Annotated in this window: 16 protein-coding genes and 2 pseudogenes; 8 read left to right on the top strand and 10 right to left on the bottom strand. The window is 34.5% G+C overall.

Annotated elements, in window-relative coordinates; all coding sequences use genetic code 11:
* Nucleotides 1–152 precede the first annotated feature (152 nt).
* Nucleotides 153–3,066, bottom strand: a pseudogene (gene secD / locus ACZZ9T_RS10620) (protein translocase subunit SecD).
* A 213-nt stretch (nucleotides 3,067–3,279) separates the two neighbouring features.
* Here secD and ACZZ9T_RS10615 point away from each other — a divergent pair.
* Entirely contained in the window at nucleotides 3,280–4,641 is a 1,362-nt protein-coding gene (locus ACZZ9T_RS10615) for a PQQ-dependent sugar dehydrogenase (RefSeq protein ID WP_463442063.1), read from the top strand.
* 14 nt (nucleotides 4,642–4,655) lie between these two features.
* On the opposite strand, the gene ACZZ9T_RS10610 is transcribed toward ACZZ9T_RS10615, so the two are convergent.
* The 5 genes from ACZZ9T_RS10610 to ACZZ9T_RS10590 all read right to left on the bottom strand — a co-directional run bounded on the left by ACZZ9T_RS10610 (nucleotide 4,656) and on the right by ACZZ9T_RS10590 (nucleotide 10,038).
* Complete coding sequence (locus tag ACZZ9T_RS10610; RefSeq protein ID WP_463442062.1) at nucleotides 4,656–5,849, bottom strand: hypothetical protein; 1,194 nt, start codon at nucleotides 5,847–5,849, stop codon at nucleotides 4,656–4,658.
* Nucleotides 5,850–5,852: 3 nt separating this feature from the next.
* A complete protein-coding gene (gene hemN / locus ACZZ9T_RS10605; RefSeq protein ID WP_463442061.1) occupies nucleotides 5,853–7,211 on the bottom strand; it encodes an oxygen-independent coproporphyrinogen III oxidase in 1,359 nt (452 codons plus the stop codon).
* A gap of 100 nt (nucleotides 7,212–7,311) precedes the next feature.
* Nucleotides 7,312–8,130, bottom strand: coding sequence for a WD40/YVTN/BNR-like repeat-containing protein (locus tag ACZZ9T_RS10600; RefSeq protein ID WP_463442060.1), 819 nt, complete (start codon nucleotides 8,128–8,130; stop codon nucleotides 7,312–7,314).
* A gap of 50 nt (nucleotides 8,131–8,180) precedes the next feature.
* Nucleotides 8,181–8,345, bottom strand: coding sequence for a hypothetical protein (locus ACZZ9T_RS10595; RefSeq protein ID WP_463442059.1), 165 nt, complete (start codon nucleotides 8,343–8,345; stop codon nucleotides 8,181–8,183).
* A 49-nt stretch (nucleotides 8,346–8,394) separates the two neighbouring features.
* Complete coding sequence (locus ACZZ9T_RS10590; protein WP_463431933.1) at nucleotides 8,395–10,038, bottom strand: APC family permease; 1,644 nt, start codon at nucleotides 10,036–10,038, stop codon at nucleotides 8,395–8,397.
* A gap of 165 nt (nucleotides 10,039–10,203) precedes the next feature.
* Here ACZZ9T_RS10590 and pnuC point away from each other — a divergent pair.
* From pnuC to ACZZ9T_RS10570, 4 genes and pseudogenes are all read left to right on the top strand, one after another.
* Nucleotides 10,204–10,594, top strand: a pseudogene (gene pnuC / locus ACZZ9T_RS10585) (nicotinamide riboside transporter PnuC); the annotation flags it as partial.
* 407 nt (nucleotides 10,595–11,001) lie between these two features.
* Nucleotides 11,002–11,769: a diaminopimelate epimerase gene (gene dapF / locus ACZZ9T_RS10580; protein WP_463442058.1), complete on the top strand. Its 768-nt coding sequence runs from the start codon at nucleotides 11,002–11,004 to the stop codon at nucleotides 11,767–11,769.
* Between the two features lie 33 nt (nucleotides 11,770–11,802).
* Complete coding sequence (gene mltG / locus ACZZ9T_RS10575; RefSeq protein WP_463442057.1) at nucleotides 11,803–12,828, top strand: endolytic transglycosylase MltG; 1,026 nt, start codon at nucleotides 11,803–11,805, stop codon at nucleotides 12,826–12,828.
* A 166-nt stretch (nucleotides 12,829–12,994) separates the two neighbouring features.
* Complete coding sequence (locus ACZZ9T_RS10570; protein WP_463442056.1) at nucleotides 12,995–15,505, top strand: TonB-dependent receptor domain-containing protein; 2,511 nt, start codon at nucleotides 12,995–12,997, stop codon at nucleotides 15,503–15,505.
* Nucleotides 15,506–15,555: 50 nt separating this feature from the next.
* Here the strand turns inward: ACZZ9T_RS10570 and ACZZ9T_RS10565 are convergent, their stop codons facing one another.
* The 3 genes from ACZZ9T_RS10565 to ACZZ9T_RS10555 all read right to left on the bottom strand — a co-directional run bounded on the left by ACZZ9T_RS10565 (nucleotide 15,556) and on the right by ACZZ9T_RS10555 (nucleotide 18,623).
* On the bottom strand, nucleotides 15,556–15,990 hold the full coding sequence (locus tag ACZZ9T_RS10565) for an adenylyltransferase/cytidyltransferase family protein (protein ID WP_463442055.1): 435 nt from the start codon (nucleotides 15,988–15,990) through the stop codon (nucleotides 15,556–15,558).
* A 26-nt stretch (nucleotides 15,991–16,016) separates the two neighbouring features.
* On the bottom strand, nucleotides 16,017–17,039 hold the full coding sequence (gene galE, locus ACZZ9T_RS10560; protein WP_463442054.1) for a UDP-glucose 4-epimerase GalE: 1,023 nt from the start codon (nucleotides 17,037–17,039) through the stop codon (nucleotides 16,017–16,019).
* Between the two features lie 459 nt (nucleotides 17,040–17,498).
* Nucleotides 17,499–18,623, bottom strand: coding sequence for a DegT/DnrJ/EryC1/StrS family aminotransferase (locus tag ACZZ9T_RS10555; RefSeq protein WP_463442053.1), 1,125 nt, complete (start codon nucleotides 18,621–18,623; stop codon nucleotides 17,499–17,501).
* 170 nt (nucleotides 18,624–18,793) lie between these two features.
* Here ACZZ9T_RS10555 and ACZZ9T_RS10550 point away from each other — a divergent pair, with 170 nt between their 5' ends.
* The gene (locus tag ACZZ9T_RS10550) at nucleotides 18,794–20,395 is read left to right on the top strand and encodes a S8 family peptidase (RefSeq protein WP_463442052.1); all 1,602 of its coding nucleotides are present in this window, start codon (nucleotides 18,794–18,796) and stop codon (nucleotides 20,393–20,395) included.
* Nucleotides 20,396–20,461: 66 nt separating this feature from the next.
* On the opposite strand, the gene ACZZ9T_RS10545 is transcribed toward ACZZ9T_RS10550, so the two are convergent.
* The gene (locus ACZZ9T_RS10545) at nucleotides 20,462–22,996 is read right to left on the bottom strand and encodes a phosphoenolpyruvate carboxylase (protein ID WP_463442051.1); all 2,535 of its coding nucleotides are present in this window, start codon (nucleotides 22,994–22,996) and stop codon (nucleotides 20,462–20,464) included.
* A gap of 384 nt (nucleotides 22,997–23,380) precedes the next feature.
* Here ACZZ9T_RS10545 and ACZZ9T_RS10540 point away from each other — a divergent pair, with 384 nt between their 5' ends.
* Nucleotides 23,381–23,659 carry a hypothetical protein gene (locus ACZZ9T_RS10540; RefSeq protein ID WP_463442050.1) on the top strand — a complete coding sequence of 93 codons (279 nt, stop codon included), beginning with the start codon at nucleotides 23,381–23,383 and terminating at the stop codon, nucleotides 23,657–23,659.
* Between the two features lie 113 nt (nucleotides 23,660–23,772).
* The gene (locus ACZZ9T_RS10535) at nucleotides 23,773–24,936 is read left to right on the top strand and encodes an iron-containing alcohol dehydrogenase (RefSeq protein WP_463442049.1); all 1,164 of its coding nucleotides are present in this window, start codon (nucleotides 23,773–23,775) and stop codon (nucleotides 24,934–24,936) included.
* The last annotated feature ends 31 nt before the right edge of the window (nucleotides 24,937–24,967 follow it).

Here is a 24,967-nt window from a genome sequence, read left to right as displayed (position 1 = left end):
AAATATTGGGAAAATTTGGGATTCAAAAAATCAATGTCTAAAATTTAATAGTCAACATTTTGTGTAAATTAAATGGAGCTTTAGCAAAAATTTAAGCAAAAAAAAGAGCCTTTCGGATGAAAGGCTCTTTTCTTATTTAGTGTAGTTTAAATTTATTTTGAAGCAAGAACTTCTTTGCTTGAAGATGATCTTCCATGTACATCTTCTTCTTTTCCTGATTTAAGAAAATCATAAGCGATTGCCGATGCAATAAATATGGATGAATACGTACCGAAGGCAATACCTATCAACATTGCAAACATAAACCCTCTCAAATTATCACCACCGAAGATGAAAATTGCTAAAATTACAAGGATTGTAGTGAATGAAGTATTGAATGTTCTGCCTAAAGTACTTGAGATAGAATCATCAAATAATCCTGATAACGTAAGTGCTTTTTTCTCTCTTAAATATTCTCTGATTCTGTCAAAGATAATTACGGTATCATTAATTGAATATCCTAAAACCGTCAAAATAGCAGCAACAAAATCCTGATTGATTTCCATGTTGAAAGGCATAATTCTGTGAAGTAAAGAATACGCACCCAAAATAATTACTGCATCATGGAATAACGCTGCCACTGCTCCCAAAGAGAACTGCCATTTTCTGAATCTTACAAGAATATAGATAAAGATACCTGCTAAAGCCGCTACAACAGCAAGAATACCGTGAGTTTTGATATCGTCTGCAACTGTAGGTCCTACTTTTTCAGATGATACAATACCTGCGTGATCTTTTTCTGCTGATTTAAAATCCTGAATCGTTAAATTAGAAGGTAAATTTGATTTTAAACCTTCATATAATTTTTGTTCAACAGTTTGGTCAGCTTTTAAAGATTCGTCATCAATTAAATAATCTGTAGAGATTTTTAACTGCTTGTCGTTACCAAAAGTTTTTGCTTCTACAGAAGAGTTTTTACCATCTGTCGTTGAGAATACTTTCGTTAAATTTTTCTCAATATCTTCTGCTTTTACATCTTTATCAAATCTTACCACATAGTTTCTACCACCTGTAAAATCGATTCCGTATTTGAACCCATTAATAGCAATAGAAGCAACACAGATCACTGTTAAAATTCCTGAAATGATATATGCATATTTTCTTTTCCCGATGAAATCGATCCATGTATTTCTGAATAAATTTTTAGTTGGAGCTGTCCAAACCGATAAAGATTTCCCTTTGTTTAGTCTGTTGAAAATCATTACTCTTGAAAGCAATACAGATGTAAACAAAGTCATTAAGATACCGATACCTAAAGTAATGGCAAATCCTTTGATAGGACCTGTTCCGAAGAAGAATAATACCGCTGCAGTCAATAAAGTCGTTAAGTGACCATCAATAATAGCACTTAATGCATGTTTGAAACCATCTTTGTATGCCTCAAGAATACTTTTCCCTGCGAATAATTCTTCTTTTGTTCTTTCGTAGATAATAACATTGGTATCCACCGCCATTGCCATCGTCAGTACAATACCTGCAATACCCGGAAGCGTTAATGTAAAGTCTCCGGAATCCATAATTCCGAAAATATAGAATAAGTTGATAATCATTGCGATTACAGCATACACACCTGCACCACCGTAATAGAAAATGATATAAACAATGATAATTAAAAATGCAATTGCAAATGAGATAACTCCTGCATCAATAGATTCCTGACCTAATGAAGGACCTACTTGTGTAGCCTGTACCACTTTTGCTCCAGCCGGTAATTTACCTGCTCCCAAAACATCCACCAATTCTTTAGCTTCCTCTTGTGAGAAGTTACCAGAGATTTGAGTTCTACCATTTGGAATAGCGTTTACAACATTAGGTGCAGTATATACTCTGTTATCTAAAGTTACTGCAACCGGTTTCCCGACATTTTTCTCTGTCAAAGTCTTCCAGTCTTTCGCTCCTTTAGAATCCATCTGCATATCTACCACAACTTTCCCAAGATTATCGTAACTGATATTTGCAGTTTCTACAGCACCATCTACAGGAGCTTTTTGGCTGATGTTACTTTTAATTGCATATAGAACCAAAGCATCAGGACTTGTAGATTCAGGCTTATAACCCCACATAAATTGGGTATATCTTAAATTTGACGGTCTTGCAGCAATTGCAATATCAGAATTTAATAATTTAATAATTCCTGCAGTATCGCTAAGCTTTACGTTACCTACACCATTTGATCTCAAAGAATTCAGTTGAAGATTTTCAACCAATCTTACAGTCTTATTGTTATTTAATGAATCATTTTTAGTATTGATGATCGTCTGAAGTTTCTCAAAATATGGAAGAACTTCAGGAATTTGCTGTATTTCCCAAAACTGAAGTTTTGCAGAAGTCTGAAGCATTTTTTTCACCTTGTCGATGTCTTTCATACCAGGCATTTCCACAGAAATTCTTGCAGTACCCGGAACTCTCTGTACGTTTGGCTGAATAGCTCCAAGCTTATCAATTCTTGTTCTGATTACTTCAAATGCAGTACCTACAGAAAGATCAATTCTTTTCTTAATGATGCTTTGTACCTGCTCATCTGTCGTATTAAATTTAATCTCTGAAAGATTGGTATTCCCGAAAATCTCAGGATCTGCAAGTTTAAGATTCGCTCCTTTAGCTTTGTTTACAGCATCGAACTGTACAAAAAAATTGTCGATATAAGATCTTGTAGAGTTTTTCTGAGCTTCATCTGTTTTATTTAAAGCTTCAATCAGGATAGGATTGGTGGAATAATTGGTTAAATCATTCACCAAATCTCTCTTGGTTGATCTCCAAAAGAACGTTGATCCCACCTTTAAGGTCAAGACCCAGTTTCATTTCTTTGTCTTTCGCTTTTGTGTAATAAAGTTCCGTAAAACCTAGATTAAGTGTATCATCCTTAGAAAGTCTTGCGATTTCTTTCTGATACTTTTCCGGATTGTCTCCTGCAATAGCAGTTGCCTGCCTTTCAATCTTGCTGGCGTACCATGTTGGTAATAGCTCATTTAAGCAAATTAACCCTAGTACAATAGCAACAATTGTAATAAGTCCTTTTCCTTGCATTTTGTTATAACTACGTTAAATTAAGTCGGCAAATATAATGATTTTATTGATATTTTATGAATTTTTAAGAACAGAAATCGTTTATTTTCAGACATATCTGTTTTCTTCCAACTTTATAGATTTAATATTTTTTTAAATAATTTATAATGAATTTTCAAATCTCATTTGGTATGAAATTTTCATTGAACATAATACACTAAATATCAAAATATTATGAAAAAACTATTACTGTCTGCAGCACTACTCGCTGCATTACCTTTCTGCTCACAAAATATTACGCTTACAGAATTTGCCACAGGACTTTCAAATCCTGTAGAGATCACACATGCTAATGACGCCCGTTTATTTGTTGTACAACAGAACGGTATCATTAAAATCATTCAACCTAACGGAACTGTGAATGCAGCTGATTTTCTGAATATAAGTTCAAAAGTAACTTTCGGAGGTGAAAGAGGTCTTTTGGGACTGGCTTTTCATCCTCAATATGCTACAAATGGATATTTTTTTGTGTATTACAATAATACAGCAGGTAATATTGTGGTTGCAAGATACACGGTAAATTCTACAAACCCGAATGTCGCAAATGATACTACAGAAAAGATCATTCTTAATATTCCCAAACCTTTTGATAATCATAACGGAGGAAGTATGCATTTTGCACCAGACGGAAATTTATGGGTTGTAACCGGAGACGGTGGCAGCGGCGGAGACCCCAACAATAACGGACAGAATAAAAACTCGCTGCTTGGGAAAATGCTTCGGATTGATATAAACTCTACAGGACCATACAATATTCCGGTAGGAAATCCTTTTATAGGAGTTGACGGAGCAGATGAAATTTGGTCTTACGGTCTGAGAAACGCATGGAAATTTTCTTTTGATCAAACTACAGGAAATGCTATGATCGCCGATGTAGGTCAGGGAGCCATTGAAGAAATCAATAAAATGCCAATTGCGACAGCAGGTTTAAATTACGGATGGCGCTGCTACGAGGGAAACAGCACGTACAATACAGCCGGTTGCGCACCTTCATCATCAATGACATTCCCAGCTGCGGTCTATGATCATTCAGGAGGAAAATGCTCCATAACAGGAGGTTACGTATACAGAGGAACAGCTTACCCGAGCCTTCAGGGAAAATATTTCTTTGCCGATTTTTGCTCTAAGCAGATTGGTACTTTAGATGCAAGCAATATGATCACATGGTCTCTTGCTTTTGTGGATAACAGTTTTTCGACCTTCGGCGAAGACAGTTCAAAAGAATTATACATTGCTGCCGTCAATAACGGAAAAATATTTAAAATTACCTCTTCTACGCTAGGTACGCAGGAAAGTAGTTTTAATGAAATAAAAATTCATCCGAACCCGGCACACGAAAAAGTTTTTGTAGAAGGATTAAAAATGCTAAATGCCAAAGTAGAATTGATCAGCACAGAAGGTAAAAAAGTGATAGACAGTATACAACTAGATAGTGAAAACAGTTTTGACGTTACCGGAATCACTCCCGGAGTTTATTATATTAACATTAAATCAGGAGATTTTAAAGAATATACTCAAAAGTTAATCATCAAATAAATTTCTGTAAATATTCAGTTATCGAGCCTCAAATTCTTCTTGGGGCTTTTTGTATATAACAAAACCAAAATGACAAATGGAATGAGAATACCTATTCGTTTAATCAGTGAAAATCTTTCAGTCTCATGATCAAACAACGGATTTGGGAAAATAGTGATTAAAATGAAAGACAATATAAAAAGTATCATGTAAACATTAAATAATCTTTCTTTAGAAATTTCCTTCTGATATTCTGAACTCAAAACCCAAAATCCAAGAAACAGAATCATAAAAGGAAATGCCCAGATTCTATAGGTATCCCACGCAATTGAATGCAGAAGCAACGGAATTAAAGTACAAATTCCCAACGAAACCAATATGAATAATTTAACCTTGCGAAACTTTTCATATGTCAAAAACATCATAAAAAGAATAGGAATTCCGTATAAAACAGAACATTTCGAAATAAAAATTCTTTGAAAAAAATGAGGACTTTCTTCTTTAAGGTAATACGTAAATTCATTGGTATATGCATACGAAACAGACTGGGCAACTTCTGTACTGATGAATTTAATATTCTTTAAATAAGTGAAAATTGTATGAAAAGATGCGACATCATTTTCTTCCTGATAAAAAACAATAGAAAGTGTTGAAATTAAAGGCAATAACAGTAAAATCACCATCTTCTTTATCAATCTTTTTTTGTTCTCAAATTCTACAACCACTAAAGTAAAAAAACAAATAGGAATCGTGATGAAAAAAGCGATTTCATGTATGAATAAAGCAATCGTAATGATAATTGATGACAGAAAAAAAAATCTCTTTCTGATACAATAAATGATCAAAAAAGTCATCAAAAAAATAAGATGGTCTAAATAACCAATAAGATGTGCAGAAAAAACCACATACTGTGATAGAAAAAAAAGCACATAAAACATGAAATCTATTGTGAGTCCGGCTTTAAAAAAATCAGTATTTTTTATAGCAATAACGAACATCACAGAATAAAGACAAAGTAAGATAACAGCCGATAAAACCAGAATACTGAATTCATTTTTATCAAAAAAGAATCCGAATATTTCTCCTGCAAGACCTCTTTTGATAAACCCGAAACGGTAATCGAGCATCCAGTGTGCTTCTGACCATTCATTCGGAAGTCTAATTGTTTTTAAAACACTGAAAATAAGTGCATACAAATAGATGAGAATGAGAAGAAGCCTGCGATTCATAAGCTATATTGTCATAGAAAAAATTCTGGTCTCCGGTTTATTCCTCATCATTCTGAGATCAAAAACCATTGCTACATTTCTGGTAAAAGCCCTGCCCTTTTCGGTAATCTTTATCTCATTGCCATTGATTTCAACTAACTCATCTTTTTCCATTTCTTTCAGCATTTCGAAAGCATTTTCAAGTTCAGGAAAGGAATTATTGATATCAAAAGTAGTTTCAAGCTGACACATTAAATTCAGAATATGTCTTCTTACAATCAGATCTTCCTCATTCAGAATATGACCTTTCACCACAGGAATAACGCCCTCTTCCACAGTTAGCTGATATTCTTCCACGGTTTTTACATTCTGGGCAAAAGCATACCAGGAATCTGAAATCGCAGACATACCCAAACCTACCATCAATTGGGTATTGCTTGAGGTATATCCCATAAAATTCCGGTGAAGTTTTTTCTGAATTAAAGATTGGTAAAGGTCATCATGCTCCAGAGAAAAGTGATCCATCCCGACTTCGATATAGCCCAATTTTTCTAAAAGTGTTTTCCCATCTTCGTACAGGCGGCGTTTTTCTTCACCACTCGGCAGATCATTTTCATCAAAACCTCTTTGCCCAACACCTTTTATCCACGGTACATGAGCGTATGAATAGAATGCCAGACGATCTGGTTTCAGTTCCATCGTTTTTCTGATGGTATGTTCCATCGCTTCCCAGCTTTGATGCGGAAGACCAAAGACCAAGTCATGACTGATACCTGTATACCCTATTTCCCTTGCAATTTCGGTAACTTCTTTTACTTTTTCGAAGGGCTGAATCCTGTTGATGGCTTTCTGCACTTTGGGGTCATAATCCTGAACTCCAAAACTTGCTCTCCTGAATCCTAGATCATACAAAGTCTGTAAATGTTCCCGGGTCGTATTATTGGGATGTCCTTCAAAAGAAAATTCAGGATGTTCGGCAATTTCAACAGTAGAGAAAATACCTTCCAGTAAAGTTTTTAAATTTTGCGGAGAGAAAAAAGTGGGTGTTCCGCCTCCCAGATGAAGTTCTTTTAATTTCGGCTTTTCATTAAAAAGCTGAAGATAAAGATTCCATTCTTTCAACACACTTTCCAGATAAGGTATTTCTACGCTGTGCTGTTTCGTGATTCGTTTGTGACAAGCACAAAATGTACATAATGCCTCACAAAAAGGCAAATGAATATAGATTGATATTCCTTCTTTCGAATTGGTTTCTTTGAAAGACCTTACGACTGTCTCCTTCCATTTTTCAGGCGAAAAAGTGCTTTCGTCCCAATATGGAACGGTAGGATAAGATGTATAACGAGGTCCCGGAATATTGTATTTATCAATTAAAGAGTTCATTCAGAAAATTTAAATAAGATTAAATCCTTGAAGGATTTTGAACTGCAAAATTAACCATTACAGTTGACTTTTTCCTTATGAATTATGTTAGGTATTATTTTTATAATGAATCTAAATACGACGGTTTGAAATTCATTTTTATAATCCGGTCTTTTCCTGCGAAAACTACTGTATTTTTGTCTATCCATTCACAGACATAAAGACCTTTTTCATTAGAGATTTTCCGCCATGTTTTCCCGAAATCTGAGGAATAACTGATGTGCTGATCTCCAACTGCGATCATTTCTTTTCCTTTTGATCCCATTTTTATTTTAACACAGGTTGTATATCCTGCATTTTTTCCTGATGCCTGAATTTGCCAGGTTTCTCCGCCATCATTAGTTGTTGCAATATTGTTGATGTTGTCATCCTGTTTTGTATAATCTCCGCCAACTGCAATGCCGAATTGATCATCTGAGAAATCAATTGAATAAATTCCTTGTGATGATATTCCCTGGACGAAAGGAGTATTAAAAGCTTCTAATTTGTCATTCTTTAGATTTAGTCTTAAAACCCTTGAAGAATTTCCTCCGGTTGCGATCCAAAGATAATTTTGTCCTCCTGAAATATTGGTATTACTTGCTGCAAAAGCTGCCTCACCTACATTCAATTTTAAATGTGAAAAGTTTTTAGTTTCGAATTTTCCTTTGTTCAAACTGAATTGCAGTAGTTTTAGTTTCAAATCTGCTGAAGGATCTGAAAAAGCATACCATTTATTTTTATTAAAATACAGAGCATCATAAAAAGCAGTTTTTGCTGTATCCTTATAAACTATGTTATGTTTAAGGCTCTTTTTATCAATTTTGAAAAACTGCGCGGGACTTTCAATATTGATTGCGAAAAATGAATTTTGATCCTGCGCCAAAGTTCTGAACTGCAAATTCTTTTCGGAAAGCTTTATTTGCTTCTGATTTTGAGGATTTTTAAAATCTACATATCCGAATTTAGAATCTGTTCCGCTGTACCAGACTTTCCATCCCAGATTTCAATCGCTCTGATGCTTATTTTATCGTTCAGCAAAGTTTCAAAACTTACATTTTGGGCAAAGAGAAGAGTTCCCAAGAATAGAAGTAACAATGGAAATGTTTTTTTCATAGTATCAAATTTAATCAAAAAAAAATTCCGCATGAAGCGGAATTTAAATTTATTCTTTATTATCGATATTAATATCAACGTCTTCCAAAGGTTGTTGTTCAGCCTTGAAAGTTTCTCCGTAACCACCATTTTGCAGTTTAGAATTTCTCTTACTGTAAAGGAAGTAGATGATAAACCCAATAACTAACCATCCGAAAGAGTACATTTGTGCTTCTTTGCTTAAATTAAAAATAAGATAGATGTTGATTGTAATTCCTAAACAAGCAATTAATGGCAATGCAGGAACTCTGAAGCTTCTTACCAAGTTGGGTTCTTTCACTCTTAAAACCCAAACCGCCACACAAACCATGGTGAAAGCGAATAAAGTTCCGAAACTTGTCATGTGAGCCAATTCATTGATTGGAGTAAGCGATGCAACGATTGCAATCACTGTACCAAGGATCATCAGATTTTTTCTAGGAACACCCGTTGCAACATTTACTTTTGAAAATGTAGCAGGAATAAGACCATCTTTAGACATTCCCAGGAAAATTCTGGACTGTCCCATGATCATTACCATCAAAACAGAAATCAAACCTACCGTAGCAGCAATCGTAATGATATAACCTGCCCAAGCCTGACCTGCGATATCAAATGCGTAAGCAACAGGAGCTTTAATAGCATCAGGATATTTTCCTAAAGGATTAAAATCAGTATAATGCATCATACCTGTAAGAACAAGCGATACCAAAATATATAAAATTGTACAGATAACCAAAGAAGTGATAATGGCAAAAGGCACATCTTTTTTAGGATTGATCGCCTCACCGGCTTGCGTAGATACTGCATCAAAACCTACATAAGCAAAGAAAATAGCTGATGCACCGGCAACAATACCACCATAACCATAAGCCTTGTGGGAAACTCCGTTTTCTGTAATCGTTGTAGCATCAGGGATAAAAGGAGTCCAGTTTGCTGTATCGATAAAGAATAGTCCGGCAATAATTACAAAAATAATGGCAGAAACCTTTAAAATTACAATAAAGTTATTTGCTTTAGCAGCACCTTTTGTTCCTCTTAGCAAAATCCAGATAACAAATAAAACGATTACTAATGCAGGAAGGTTAAGGAAAAGTTTGAAATCAAATAATTCCGGAGCAGCATTGAAGTTAGTGATCGTTTCTTGAAAACCCAATAATTTATCTGCAGGAAGTTTTCCTTCTGCGAGTTGTTTTGTAGCTTCTCCGAAGGCTTTATGAGCAGTTCCCGGATCTGTAGTCATCCAATACGGTAAGTGCAGACCAAACATCTTGAGGAGTTTTGCAAAATATCCCGACCAGGAAACGGCGACCGTCATAGATCCCATTGCGTACTCTAAAATCAAACCCCAACCGATGATCCATGCGAAAATCTCTCCTACCGTACCATAAGCATACGCATAAGCAGAACCTTCTACAGGTAATATTGAGGCAAACTCTGCATAGCATAACGCTGCAAATACACAGGCAATACCAGCAATTACAAAAGATAGTGCCAAAGCAGGTCCTGCGTTATAATACGCACCGGTACCCGTTAAAACAAAAATTCCTCCTCCGATAATAGCTCCGATTCCGATGGCAGTAAGGCTCCATTTTCCCAAAACACGTTTGAGCTCGCTCTTCTGTATATCGGCTTCGTAAGCACTCATTGGCTTTTTAGCCCAAATTTTAGACATAGTTTTTAATTTAATTAAAGATTTACGAAAATATAAAAATTTTAATGATATTAACATTTATTAATAAAATTTCATGATTTAATTTGAATAAAAAAATATAAAAAACTGATTTTCACTTGTATTAAACATTTACTGAACATTAATTTTTTGTTTATTTTTGGTGATATGAATTTGTACAATCTCTTTCTTAAACCCTATGAAACCTATACAAGTTCTTCAGATCTTTCTTGAAGCAGCAGGAACTTTTTTCGGAATTTTAAGTGTTTATTTTTCAGTGAAAAAAAATATCTGGGTTTATCCTACCGGGATTATTTCTACGATCATTTATGTTTACATTCTTTTTAATTTCGGACTTCTGGGAGATTGTATGATTAATGTTTATTACACCTCAATGAGTATTTACGGATGGGTGTTGTGGTCGAAGAATTCTGAAGATCACATTCATGTGGAAGTTTCCTGGGCTTCAAAAAAAGAATGGATTTTTGCGGGCTTCCTTTTTATTCTGAGTATCATTGCTGTTACTGTTTTATATTATTATAAACCTTACATCGATAACAGAACAAAAGTTTATATAGAAAAAAGAAGCTCGTCTCAAAGACCTGCAAGCGGTTTCAGAGATACACCGACTAATAACGGTAATTATACAAATCCCAGAACCAATAGCAATACTAATCCCAGATCAAACAACGGATTCAGAAATCAAGGTAATACTAATAGCGGACAAAGACCGCAACAACAAAGTACACCAAGGTCAAACAGTAACGGGGGTTTCAGAAATACAACTCCGAGTACCCAAACCACTCCGCCTGCAACACCTCAGAGAAACGACCAAAATAACTCTACAAGATCAGGTGGAGGATTCAGATAATAATTATTCTAAATAACAAAACGAACAGCATCAGCTGTTCGTTTTTCCGTTTTAAATACAGTAATTTTGCATGTCAGTTTTTAGACAAATAAAATATGGAATTTTATAAATATCAGGGAACAGGAAACGACTTTGTAATGATTGATAACAGAGATCTGCAGTTTCCTAAAAACAAAAAAATCATTGAAAAATTATGCGACAGACGTTTCGGGATCGGAGCTGACGGACTCATTTTATTGGAAAACGATGAACAATATGACTTCAAAATGGTCTACTATAATTCTGACGGCGGAGAAAGCTCCATGTGCGGAAACGGCGGAAGATGTTTGGTAGCATTTGCTTTCTTTCTTGATATTTTTGAAAATAAATGTACGTTCATTGCCACTGACGGTGAACATGAAGCTGAAACTCATAACGGAATTGTGAAGCTGAAAATGATAGATGTTGAAAACATCATTAATGACGGAAATGATTCAGTTTTGAATACGGGTTCACCGCATTATGTAAAATATGTAGAAGATATTGCCAATTTTAATGTATTTGCAGAAGGAAACAGCATAAGAAATTCTGAAAAATATCAGGAAAAAGGCATCAACGTCAATTTTGTTGAAAATATTTCTAATGATGAGATTTTTGTAAGAACCTATGAACGAGGTGTTGAGGACGAAACTTTCAGTTGCGGAACAGGAGTTACCGCTTCTGCTTTAACTTTTCTTCAAAAAAACAATCTAACTTCTATAAAAGTTAAAACCTTGGGTGGAGATCTTAAAGTGTATGCTGAAAAAAACGGAAATTCTTTCCGTAATATTTGGCTGGAAGGTCCCGCAAAACAAGTTTTCAGAGGTAAGATTGATCTGCTTTAAAAAAAACTTAAACTTTTAACCTACTTATCTATAATGAAAAAAGTTATTCTCATTATCATCCTCTTTGTTCTTGCTTTGGCAGGATTTTTTGGTTTTAAATTTTATAAAAAATATTACGGAAACAACATTCAGAAAAACGGATTTGTTTTGATTCCTCACGGAGCAAATTTTAACCAGATTTTAGATTCTATTACTCCATATATTAATAATAAAGAATCTTTTGTTGAAGTGGCAAAAGATAAAAATATGGATCAGTATTTTAAACCGGGACGTTACCGTTTTGAGAAAGGGGCAAGCAACACTGCTCTTGTCAATATGATCAAAGCAGGAAATCAGACAGAAAATTCTTTCAGAATCGGAGACTTCGGAGATGTTTATCAGATGGTTGGTAAAGTTTCTAGAAAAACTGAACTTGATTCTTTAAGATTTGTAAATGATTTAAATAAAATTGCTTCAGAAAAAGGCTACAATAATGCTGAAGATCTTAAAAAATATTTTTTCATCGACACCTATAATTTTTTCTGGACGGTAACCCCAAAAGAATTTTTCAAAAAATTTGAAGATCAATACAATGAATTCTGGACCGCCGACAGAAAATCAAAAGAACAGAAATCAGGCTTATCAAGAGAGCAGGTTTATTCTTTAGCTGCAATTGTTTATAAAGAATCCGGAGGAAAGCCCGATGAAATGAAAACTATTGCAGGATTATATTTAAACCGTTTCAGAAAAGGAATGAAGCTTCAGTCTGATCCTACTGTAATATATGCAATTAACAAGCAAACCAACTTTAAAGAACCCATCAAGAGAGTTTTTTACAAGCATCTGAAAACTCCGTCGCCGTACAACACATACGCTAATGCAGGAATTCCGCCGGGACCTATCTGTGTGGTTGATAAAATTTCTGTGGATGCAGTTTTGGATGCAGAAAAAAACTCATATATTTTTATGTGTGCAGACCCAGCAAGAATGGGTTACCACAAATTTACAGCAAGTGCAGAAGAGCATGTAATCAACGCTAAAGCGTATCAGGATTGGCTGAACTCAAAAAATATCAAATAATATAAATATTTAACTAAAATTTAACAATTTAATAATTAACAAAACGTAGATAAAGGCGACTTATTTATTAAATAATAATAAACTATCATGAAAATACAGAAATTATACATTTAATAATTTCATAATTATAAATGTATTTTTCATGATTTCATCTAAAGAATATCTTATGAATCAGACGGAAATTATCAGCATTTTTACAAAGAAAACTCTAGGACTTACCTTTGTATTATCTGCAGCAGCTTTTGCTTTCGGGCAGGAAAAAGTGGGCGTAACCGGAACCATTGTAGACAAGAGTAATCAACCTGTACCTTACGCTTCGGTTACTTTCGGCCATAAACAGAATAAACTCTTCAGTGATGCTACACTGACTGATGAAAAAGGACAGTACACCCTAGAATTGACTCCCGGAAATTATGATATTTCAGTTGAAGCAATCGATTACAAAAAAACTGTTACCAACAAACAGATTTCGGCAGCAGGAAATATTGGTGCCTTATCAATAGAACCTGAAGGATCTGCAACTAATGGCAAGACTCAGGAAATCCAGGGAGTAACGATAACCGTTGCAACAAAACCTTATAAAGTAGAGCTGGATAAAAGAACCTACGATCCGTCACAAGATATTGTAAGTAAAGGGGGAAATCTTCAGGACGTACTTTCAAATGTACCTTCAGTTTCTGTAGATACAGACGGTACGGTTTCTATGAGAGGAAGCTCAAACGTTCGTTTTTTAATTAATGGAAAACCTTCTGCCCTTCTGGGAATTGATGATGGAGCAAATGCTTTACAGAGTATTCCTGCAGACCAGATTGAAAGAATTGAAGTGATTACCAACCCTTCTTCAAAATTTGAAGCAAGCGGAACAGCGGGTATTTTAAATATTATTTTGAAGAAATCTAAAAAAACAGGTTTTAACGGTAGTATTATCGGAACTTTGGGATATCTGCCTCAAACTAACTTAAACACCAATTTGAGCTGGAGAAAAGGAAACTTAACTTGGTTTCTGAATGGTGGCGGCGGATATCGTGAATCTAAGAATACAAACAGAAATAATGCAAGATTCTTTAATGCCGTTTTAGACAATGACAGAACTTCGACCGATCAGGAGTCTATAACAGATAACAACAACAGTAATTATAATGCTTCTACAGGTATCGTATATGATATTTCTGATAAAACATCAGTTAATGCATCAGCTACTGTAAGAACTTTTGAAAGTGAAAACATAGGCACAATTACGTATGATTACCGTTTCTTAAAAGATCCGAATTCTTTCATGAAGAGGGTAAATACAGGATCTAACGACAATCTTGCTTTCCAGAGTGATTTTGGTATTGATCATAAATTTGATGATAAAGGGCAAAACCTATCGTTATCTGCAAGCTTACAAAGTAACAGATCATATAATGATACTTTTGTAGATCAGACTCAAAATAATGTTTTTGAATTGCAGAATTCAATCAATCAGAATACAAAAAACAAAACATTGGTAGGTAAAGCTGACTATGAGCTTCCGATTGGTGAAAATTCTAAAATAGAAGCGGGTTACAGATTAGATATCAATCAAAATATTTACGACAATGATGTTTTAGAAAGATATTCTCCAGCTCCAGAATCTAATTTTCATTTTTTAAATGTTTACACGTATAATGCCTATTACAGAGAAATTTTCAATGCAGGATATGTTCAGTTCAGAAGTAAAATCGGTAAAGTAGGATATCAATTAGGATTGAGAAATGAGAATTCTCAAATTGATATTAAATATTCAAACCTAGATTATTACACACAGGATATTAATAGCAAAAAAACTTACAATAATTTATTTCCATCGGTATTCTTAAGCTACGAGATCGCAAAAGACAATCAGTTTTTAGTGAATTACTCCAGAAGAATCGACAGACCGAGATCTTTCTTCTTGATTCCAAACCCGAGTTATACAGATAACCAGAATATCTTTGAAGGTAACATTGATTTAAATCCATCTTATGTAGATTCTTATGAATTTGGTTACAGTATTTCGAAAGGTAAATTTACGATCAACCCTACCCTTTATTACAGACATTCTACCGATGATGTAAAAATGCTGGTCTATTCTGATAATGGAATTTTTAAAACCAAACCTATCAATCTGGGATCAGATGATCGTTATGGTTTAGACTTAAACTTTAATTGGGATGCAACAAAATGGTTGAAATTCTTAGGGAACGTCGATCTATTTGGATATAAAACAACAGGTATTTTCTCTGATCCTTCTGTTGTGAGTACCCCTTTATCTTTTGAAGGAACAGGTTTTTCTACCAGAGCAAGACTGACGTCGACATTTAAGATTGACAAAACATTCAGTTTCCAGCTACAGGGCTTCTACAGAGGTGCTCAGAAAACAGAAAACCAAACCAGAAACGATATGTATGCATTGAATTTTGGAGCTTCAAAAACAATTTGGGATGGCAACGGAACAGTGAGTTTCAACATTCAGGATATCTTCAATACGCGTGCTATGAGAAGCACCACCAATACTGCTGAATTTAGCAGAGAATCTTATATGCAATGGCAGCCAAGACAGTTTGCGGTTTCTTTGACCTACAGATTTAAACAAGGTGAAAAAATAGAGCAGCCGAAGAGAAAGAAAGACGTAAATGCTAATGCTACAGGAGACGACCAGCAAGGTCCGATGTAATTAAAATTAATGGACATAAAAAATCCCGAAAATTATTTTCGGGATTTTTTTTATTTTAGTTTTGCCATTTCGGCTTCGTAAATTCTTTTCCTTAAGTCGCTGGATGAAAAGCGGTGATCTCTTTTGTTATAAAAAATTTCGATTCCTTTTTCTTCACAGTATTTTTTCCCAGTGAAATCTCTGTCCATATAATCATCACCGATGATTCTGACGTCAATCACGAAGGATTTTAAAATATCTTCAAGATCTTCCTCTGTATAATAAGGAATTATTTCGTCAACTGCATTCACCGCTTTTAGCTGAATATAGCGCTCAACAATGGTTTGAGTCGGTCTATTTTTATTCGGTCGATCATGAGAAGGATCAATTTGCAGTCCTACAATCAGATAGTCACAAACGGTTTTGGCTTCTTCCAACATTTTAATGTGACCTGCATGTAATAAATCAAATGAGGAAAATGTAATGCCTATTTTATCTGTCTTCATATATAATATAGTTGATTTGTTTAAAATTAATTTGTTCTGGATTCTAAATACTTCTGCCAATCCCATACCGTTTTTAATGCTTCCTCTAAAGAAGTTTCAGATTTCCAGCTCAATTCTTTCTCTGCTTTATCTGCATTAGCATAAGCAACGGTAATATCACCTTCTCTCCTATCACAAATCTGATAAGGTACAGCAACATTATTAGCAGATTCGAAAGCATTAACCACTTCCAAAACTGATGATCCTTTTCCGGTTCCCAAATTGTAAACATCAATAACAGTTTCGCCTGAATTTTTATTGATTAAACTTTTCAGGGCTGCAACGTGAGCTTTTGCCAAATCTACAACATAGATATAATCACGAATTGCAGTACCGTCTTCTGTAGGGTAATCATTTCCCCAAATGCTCAGTTTTTCACGAATTCCGGCTGCTGTCTGCATCACATAAGGCACAAGATTATTCGGAACTCCAATAGGTAATTCGCCTAACAATGATGACGGATGCGCTCCTATGGGATTAAAATATCTTAAAAGACATATTTTACTTTTATAAGCCTGAGCAAAATCTTTTAGAATTTCCTCACCCATCTGTTTGGTTTTACCGTAAACGCTTTCAGGCATTTTCAACGGAGTATTTTCGTCAATCGGCATTGTGTCTGCTTGTCCGTAAACAGTACAGGACGAACTGAAAATAAAGTTTGAGATTTCTCTTGCTTTAAATTCCTGCAGAATATTGATTAATGAAAACAAATTATTTTCATAATAATCAATAGGTTTTTCCTGACTTTCACCAACTGCTTTAAATGCAGCAAAATTGATACAGCCTTCAATATTGTGCGCATCAAAAACCTGATGCAAAAGTTCTTTTCTTTTTAAATCAAAAGGATAAAACAGAGGTCTTTTCCCTGTAATTTCCTCGATATTATTTAAAATAAATTTTTCCGAATTGGATAAGTCATCTACAATAACTACTTCATAGTTATTATTGATCAGTTCAACCACAGTGTGAGAACCGATGTATCCTAGTCCGCCTGTTACAAGTATTGCCATGTTTATTTATGTTTTTTTATTTATTGGGTTCCAATTTCATCCAATTCAGACCAAGCATTACTTTCCCTTTTCCTATTATTAAAATATATTAAAACAGAAAAACCTAACATAAATGAAAAAGATATACTTAAAGAAATGAATTTTAGTAAAAAACTGTTATGTTCGGAAAAGTGAAAAATACAATCAAAAATATTTAATATTATAGCAAAAGAAAATAAGATATTAAGATACACTAATGTCTTTTTTAGTCTTGTAAAAAGAACTATTAAAGCACAAATGTAAGTCACAAAATAAACCGAATATAATATTAGTTCCTGATTTTTATTTTCAGCTTTAAGATTATCATCCGTAAAATTATTTATTAAGTAAAGACTTAAAATCGTAAGCGATAATAAAAATATGCAAAAAATTAAATTTGCAAAATATAGCCTTTTACTATTAAAAATGTATTTTTTCATTTTATCCCATAAACTCCAACACCGCATCCGTAATGTACTTCAACTGCTCTTCATCTAATTCTGTATGCATCGGAAGTGAAATTACCTGATCCAAAAGTTTGTCTGTGTTTACAAAATCTGCATCGTTACTTTCCTGATAATATGCTTTTTGTTTTCTTAAAGCCACGGGATAATAAATCATTGCAGGAACTTCTTTTCCAGTTAAGAATTTTTGCAAATCATTACGTTTTCCGTTCAGGATTCTTAAAGTGTACTGGTGGAAAACATGGGTTGAATATTCTGCTCTTTTCGGAGTTAAAATATTTGCATTTTCGGCAAAAGCTTCGTCATAATAATCTGCTGCTTTTCTTCTTGCATCATTATAAGAATCCAGATTCGGAAGTTTTTTTCTTAAAATAGCTGCCTGAATACTGTCTAGTCTTGAATTTACCCCCACTTCGTCATGATAATATCTTTCGTACATTCCGTGGTTGACGATTCCTCTTAAACGGTGAGCTAACGCATCGTTGTTGGTAAAAATCGCTCCACCGTCACCGTAACAACCTAAATTTTTAGACGGAAAAAAAGACGTTGTCCCAACTGTTGACATGGTTCCGGCATAACTGACTTTTCCATCTGAAAATGTAAACTGAGAACCAATTGCCTGCGCATTGTCTTCGATAACAAACAGATTATGTTCTTCAGCAATCTTTAAAATCTCTTCCATATTCGCACATTGTCCGAAAATATGAACAGGGATAATCGCTTTTGTTTTTGGAGTAATTGCTTTTCTGATCTGATCTGTTGAAATCGTAAATGTATCATAATCCACATCTACCAAAACAGATTTCAATTTAAGCAAATGAATAACTTCTACGGTTGCCGCAAAAGTGAAATCAGCTGTGATCACCTCATCACCTTCCTGCAGATCTAGACCCATCAAAGCGATTTGCAAAGCATCTGTTCCGTTTGCACAAGGGATCACGTGCTTTACATCAAGATAGGTTTCCATTTCATTCTGGAAAGATTTTACTTCAGGACCATTGATGAAAGCTGCAGAATCCAACACATTAAGAACCGCATTATCTACATCATTTTTTATTTTGTAATACTGACTTTGCAAGTCAACCATCTGTATTTTTTTCATACGTAGTTATTTATTATTTCTATGTTATTGAGATCGCTTCAGTTTTTAATGATAATTAAACTGATTCATTGTCGCAATTTCACAGACAAATATTTCCGTAAAAATAAGGAATTTAAAATCCTACCGAAAATTTTATTGAATTTTGTTTTATCTTTATACAAAATAAAGAGATGAAAAAACTTTTACTATTTTGTTTTTTAATAGGTTACAGCTTAAGTTCAGCACAGAGCGAACTGGTTTTTATCTATTTTAATGACAAGCCCAATAAAGCCGCATTCTATGCCAATCCGTTATCAGAATTAACGCAGAAAGCACTCAACAGAAGAACCGCATTAGGAATTCCTCTGAACGATCAGGACGCACCCATTGAACAGGCATTTATACAAAATATTCAGAATTTAGGATTTACGGTTACCGATTATTCGAAATGGCTGAACGGAGTTGCCGTAATGGCCAACCAGGCTCAGGTTAATTTAATAAAGGCACAGCCATTCGTGCAGTCTGTAGAAAGTTTCGCTAAAAATTCTTCTTTAGTTTTAAAGACCCAAAAATTTAATAAATGGGAAAGTTTTGAACAAAGCCAAAAGATTTTAACAACATTTGATTACGGTTCTGGTTCTGCACAAATTGACCAAATTAACTTAAGACCTCTTCATCTTGCCGGTTATACAGGAACCGGTGTGACAATCGCTGTGATTGATACCGGTTTTCCGACTGTCAATACAGGTTCCGCATTTTCAAGATTATGGACGAATAATAAGATTAAAGGCGGTTACGATTTTGTTATGAAGAACACAAATATTTATGAGCCATCCCTGAATAATCATGGCACTGTTGTTTTAGGAGCGATTGGCGGATATATTCAAAACAGTTTTGTTGGTTCTGCTCCGGATGCAGACTTTTATTTGTATCGAAGTGAAAATGCGACGATAGAAATCCCTGAAGAAGAATTATATTGGATTGAAGCTGCGGAAGAAGCTGACAGAAAAGGCGTGGACGTTATAACTACATCTTTAGGCTACAACATTTTTGACGATCCCAAATACAGTTATACGTATGCTCAAATGAACGGAACGACTTCTTTCATAGCAAGAGCAAGTCAAATTGCCGTAAGCAAAGGAATTTTTGTTTTAATTGCTGCCGGGAACTCAGGAGAACAATCATGGCATTACATTACTACTCCAGGTGATAACGCACAGGTTTTCACTATTGGTTCTGTAGATTCTGCAGGATTTTCATCAGGGTTTTCATCATACGGACCCAATTCTGCCGGAATTATTAAACCAGATGCAAGTGCAAGAGGAACCGCAGCCGCAACGGTAAATAATAATTCAACAACATCTGTCTCAGGAACTTCCATCGCCACTCCAATTGCTGCAGGCGGAGTTGCATGCTTAATTCAGGCGTTCCCCGCGATGAACAGAAATACAATGAGAATGCAATTAAGACAGACAGCTTCTCTGTTCCCTACTCATACCGATCAAATGGGTTATGGAATTTTAAATTTCGGGAACTTATACAATTCCGTTCTGAATACTTCTGAATTAGTAAAAAGAGAAAAAATTGCCATCTTTCCAAATCCAGTGCGATCTATTTTAAACATTGCTACTGAAGGTGATGTTTCCTCTCTTGAAATTTATGACAATCTTGGAAGGTTTATTTTAAAATCAGATAAAAAATCAATCAATGTTCAGGATTTTGCAAAGGGAACATATTACTTGAAAATTCAGGTTAAGGATAAGGTTTATTATGAGAAGTTTTTGAAAGAATAAACGAGATAAATTACAAATAAAGCCTTCCAATCGGAAGGCTTTATTTATAGCTAAAAAGTGAATCACTTATGCCGAATTCCTGCTCGCATTAATATTCCCAAAAAGTGATCTTGTCACCAGTTTTTCATAAGCCTCTTTATTACCTTCCCCTTTCTGAATTTTCATTAAAGCATATTGCTGAATACTCAATAAAGGAAGTACAATTTTCTCCCGAATTTTAACTGATTTTCTTGATAAAGGATCTTCTTCCTGAAGCATTTTAAATCCTGTTAATTCAAGCATAATATCTTTTGAAAGATTATACTCGCTGAAGAGCACATTCCAGAATTCACCAAATTTAGGATTGTTTTTAATATAATACGTCAATGGGAAATAAGATTTATTCATACTCATCATCGAGTTTAAAACTAAAGTTTTAAAGAAATCTGAACCTCTGTATAATTCTCTCACTTCATCAAATCTTCCCTCTTCTTTTAATTGTTGCATCGCAAAACCAAAACCAAAGAACCCCGGAACATTTTGTTTTAACTGAGACCAGGATCCCACAAATGGTATTGCTCTCAAATCTTCAAACTTCAACTCATTTCCGCCACCTCGTTTAGACGGTCGGCTTCCAATATTGGTTTTCCCGTAATATTCAAGTGTACTCATTTCCTGTAGATAGGGCACAAACATCGGGTGCGCTTTTAGATCTGAATATTTTTTATAACTGATATTTGCTAATTCAAGAATTAATGCTCTTTCTTTTTCCGTTAAATCTTTTTTAGAATTTTTAAACACATCATTTTCAACTCCGGCAGTCAGTAATTGTTCAAAATTGTATTTTGCCTGTTCTTTATTTCCAAAAATGCTGGTGATTGTTTGCCCCTGAATCGTTAGCTCAATTTTATTATTGGCAATTGTTTTCCCTTGAGAAGCATAGAAATCATGAGTTTTCCCGCCACCTCTCGCAGGAGGACCTCCTCTACCGTCAAAAAAGACAACTTTTATTCCGTTTTGTTCTGATAATTTTGTGAGAACTTCCTTTGCTTTATAAATTTCCCAGTTCGCCTTCAGATAACCTCCGTCTTTGGTTCCGTCTGAAAAGCCAAGCATGATCGTCTGTTGATTTCCTCGTCTTTCAAGATGCTTTTGATATGTTGGGTTTTGGTACAATTCGGTCATCACGCTTTCTGCATTATCAAGACCTTCCATGGTTTCAAAAAGCGGAACAATATCCATATTGATTTCATCATCTTTATATCCTGAAATTTTGAAAAACGCATAAACATTCATGACATCTTTCACGGCATCAGAATTGGAAATAATATATCGGTTCATCCCCCTGTTTCCGTTGGCAAACTGAATATCTTTTATCTGAGCGACATTGATTAAAGTATCTTTCACAATATCATCAAAATCATCGGCATTTATTTTTTCCGAAACCTGAATTAATTGATTAAATTTCTCTTCGTTGCTCGCTTCAGATTCACCGAATTTAGATTGATAAACATCATCAATTACCTGCTGATGAATTCTGCTGTCCTGTCTTATATCTAAAGTCGCAAAGTGAGTTCCGAAGATCTTCACACGGTCTTTGAAATTTTCAAGCTGATCAAGAAACAGAGAATTGTGTTGTTCAACCAATATTTTTTCAGCTTCATGTAATCTTCTGAGAATATCTTCAGCGGTAATTCTTTCATTTCTAAAAATCGCAGTGTACAATTCGGCGCTCAATAATCCCAAAACTTCTGAAACTCCTCTGAAACTCAATCTTCTTCTTACATCTTTTAAATTTCCGTAGTACGATTTTAAAATAGCAGAACGCAGTTCTTCAGAAACTCTTTTTGTTACATCAGCTGTTACAAAAGGATTTCCGTCTCTGTCTCCACCCGGCCAAAAACCAAGCTGAATCAAATCTTCATGCAAATGAAAATGTCCGTTACCAAAAGTCTTTTTGATTGTTGTAAACAGTTCGCCAATGCTATCATAATATACATATCTCAGATAATGAATGATGCTCAAGGCTTCATCAATCGGGGTTGGCTTTTCTTTGTTAACAAAAGGTGTTTTACCTAATTGCTGTAAAAGCATATCAATATTGGTAATCGAATCATCGGTGATTGATTTTCTCAAATCATGTAAAATTCTCTGCACAGAACTTGGGTAAAACTGTGTAGGGTGAGCTGTAAAAACTACTTTTACCGTAAAATCTCTCAATTTTTCTCGTACTTTCTCCAGTTTATGATCCTGTAAAGAGCGTTCAAAAAGATTAGTAACGGTTCCGCTGTCGCTTTCAGAATGTAAATTTGGAAAAGCAGCATCTTCAATACTATCAAACAAAACCACCTGTCTTTCAATATACTGAATAATTTTAAACAGCAACTCCAGTTTTTGTTCTTCTGTTTTTAAATCGGTGTGATTGGTGAAGAATTCTTCTACAATATCTTCCGGCGTTTTCCCTGCCTGATAACCTTCTTTGCTTTCTTCATAAAGAAATGGAAGTAACATCCCGATATTGGTCATTTTGTCATAAGGCAGGCTCATAAATAATGAATTGTAGATCTGAAATTTATTTTCTACAATTTGCCTGAATTTTTCTGCGCGCTGGTCGTGTCTCATATAACAAATGTAATAGATTTTAAATGTATTTTGGATAAATTAACTTTAAATTATCCTGATTTTAACAAAAAAAAATATCAATACAATCGATTACAATCATCAGAACATCTAATCAAAATTACGATTTGGAAAAAACTGAATATTCTGAAGCAGAGAAAATCAATTTCAATATTATGATGTTAATATTAATCATTAAAACTTAGGTAGAAATCCACTATATATGATTTATATCATAAATAATTACTTTATGTGAATATATCCATAGATTAAAACGTTTATTATAAGATATTTAAAAAAAATTAAAGATTAAAATAATCTACACATAGGGAATTGTTATAGAGAATAGCACAATATTTGTTTACTGTTTCTTAATAATTTTTAAGAATGCAAAAGAAAATACTTTCAGATCAAAGTCTTGAAGAGCTTAAAGTCAATAAGAAAAAATATAATACCCGAATGATCATTCATACAGTAATCCTCCTTATTCTTACAGGAGTTGCTGTATATTTTACGATGACAGAAAGTTTTACAGTCTACACATTTCTTCCAATCCTTTACATTCCTTTCTTCATCTTCGCCCTACTCAAACTGAAAAGAATAAATGACGAAATTAAAGTGAGAGAGAGACATATTTTTCTTCAGAAAAAAAATAATAATTTCTAATCACTGAAAAACACAATAGTTTTCATAAAATTCAATCATACAAACTTTAAACTTCTAAGCATTAAAATATCGTCAATCAATCCGTAAATTTGGCTTTAAATAAATTCAGAACAATGCTTAATTTCGAGTTAAAAAATCCAACTAAAATACTTTTCGGTAAAGGCGAGATCGCTAAAATTTCAAAAGAAGTGCCGCAAGATGCAAAGGTTTTGATGGTTTATGGTGGCGGAAGCATCAAAACCAATGGCGTTTATGATCAGGTAAAAGATGCCTTAAAAAACCATGATGTTGAAGAGTTTGGTGGTGTTCCTGCCAATCCTGAGTGTGAAGTTTTAGTAAAAGCTTTGCAATTGATCAAAGAAAACAACATTACCTATTTACTCGCCGTAGGAGGTGGTTCTGTAATTGATGGTGTGAAATTTTTATCAGCAGCAGCCAATTACGATGGTGAAGCCTGGGAAATTTTGACAAAACCGGTAAGAACTTTAGAGGGTGAAGGAATGCCTTTCGGAACTATCCTCACCTTACCTGCAACCGGCTCAGAAATGAATTCGGGATACGTGATCTCCAGAAGAGAGACCAAAGAAAAATTATCATCCGGCGGTCCCGGCTTGTTTCCTCAGTTTTCGGTTTTAGATCCTGAAGTCATACAATCAATTCCAAAAAAACAAATCGCAAACGGAATAGCCGATGCTTACACGCATGTTTTAGAACAATACATGACATCTCCATCTTCAGCTGATCTGCAGGAAAGAATTGCAGAAAGCATTTTGATCAGCTTGCAAGAAACAGCGCCCAAAGTAATGGCCGACAATTTTGATTATAATGCTGCCGGAAACTTCATGTGGTGTTGCACCATGGCTTTAAATGGCTTAATACAAAAAGGTGTAATGACCGATTGGGCAGTTCACGCTATGGGACATGAGCTTACTGCTTACTACGGAATCGATCATGCAAGAACACTAGCTGTGATTGCGCCTTCTCATTACCGTTATAATTTTGAAACTAAAAAAGAGAAACTGGCTCAATATGCAGAAAGAGTATGGAAAATTACTGAAGGAAGCTTAGAAGAAAAAGCAGAAGCAGCCATCAAAAAGATGGAAGAATTTTTCCATAGTTTAGGAATTCAAACAAAACTTTCAGATTATACGGAAGATTACCAAAATACGGCAGAACGTATTGAAAAGACCTTTAAAGAAAGAAATTGGCAAGGTTTGGGCGAATATAAAAATCTTACACCTCAAGATGTTTACAAGATCGTAGAAATGAGTTATTAAATAGAATGATATGATTGATAGCTCAAAGTCT

The organism is Chryseobacterium sp. AC417 (assembly GCF_979258215.1).
Note: the sequence above shows the minus strand (reverse complement) of the source record. Positions and strands in the feature narration are given on the sequence as shown.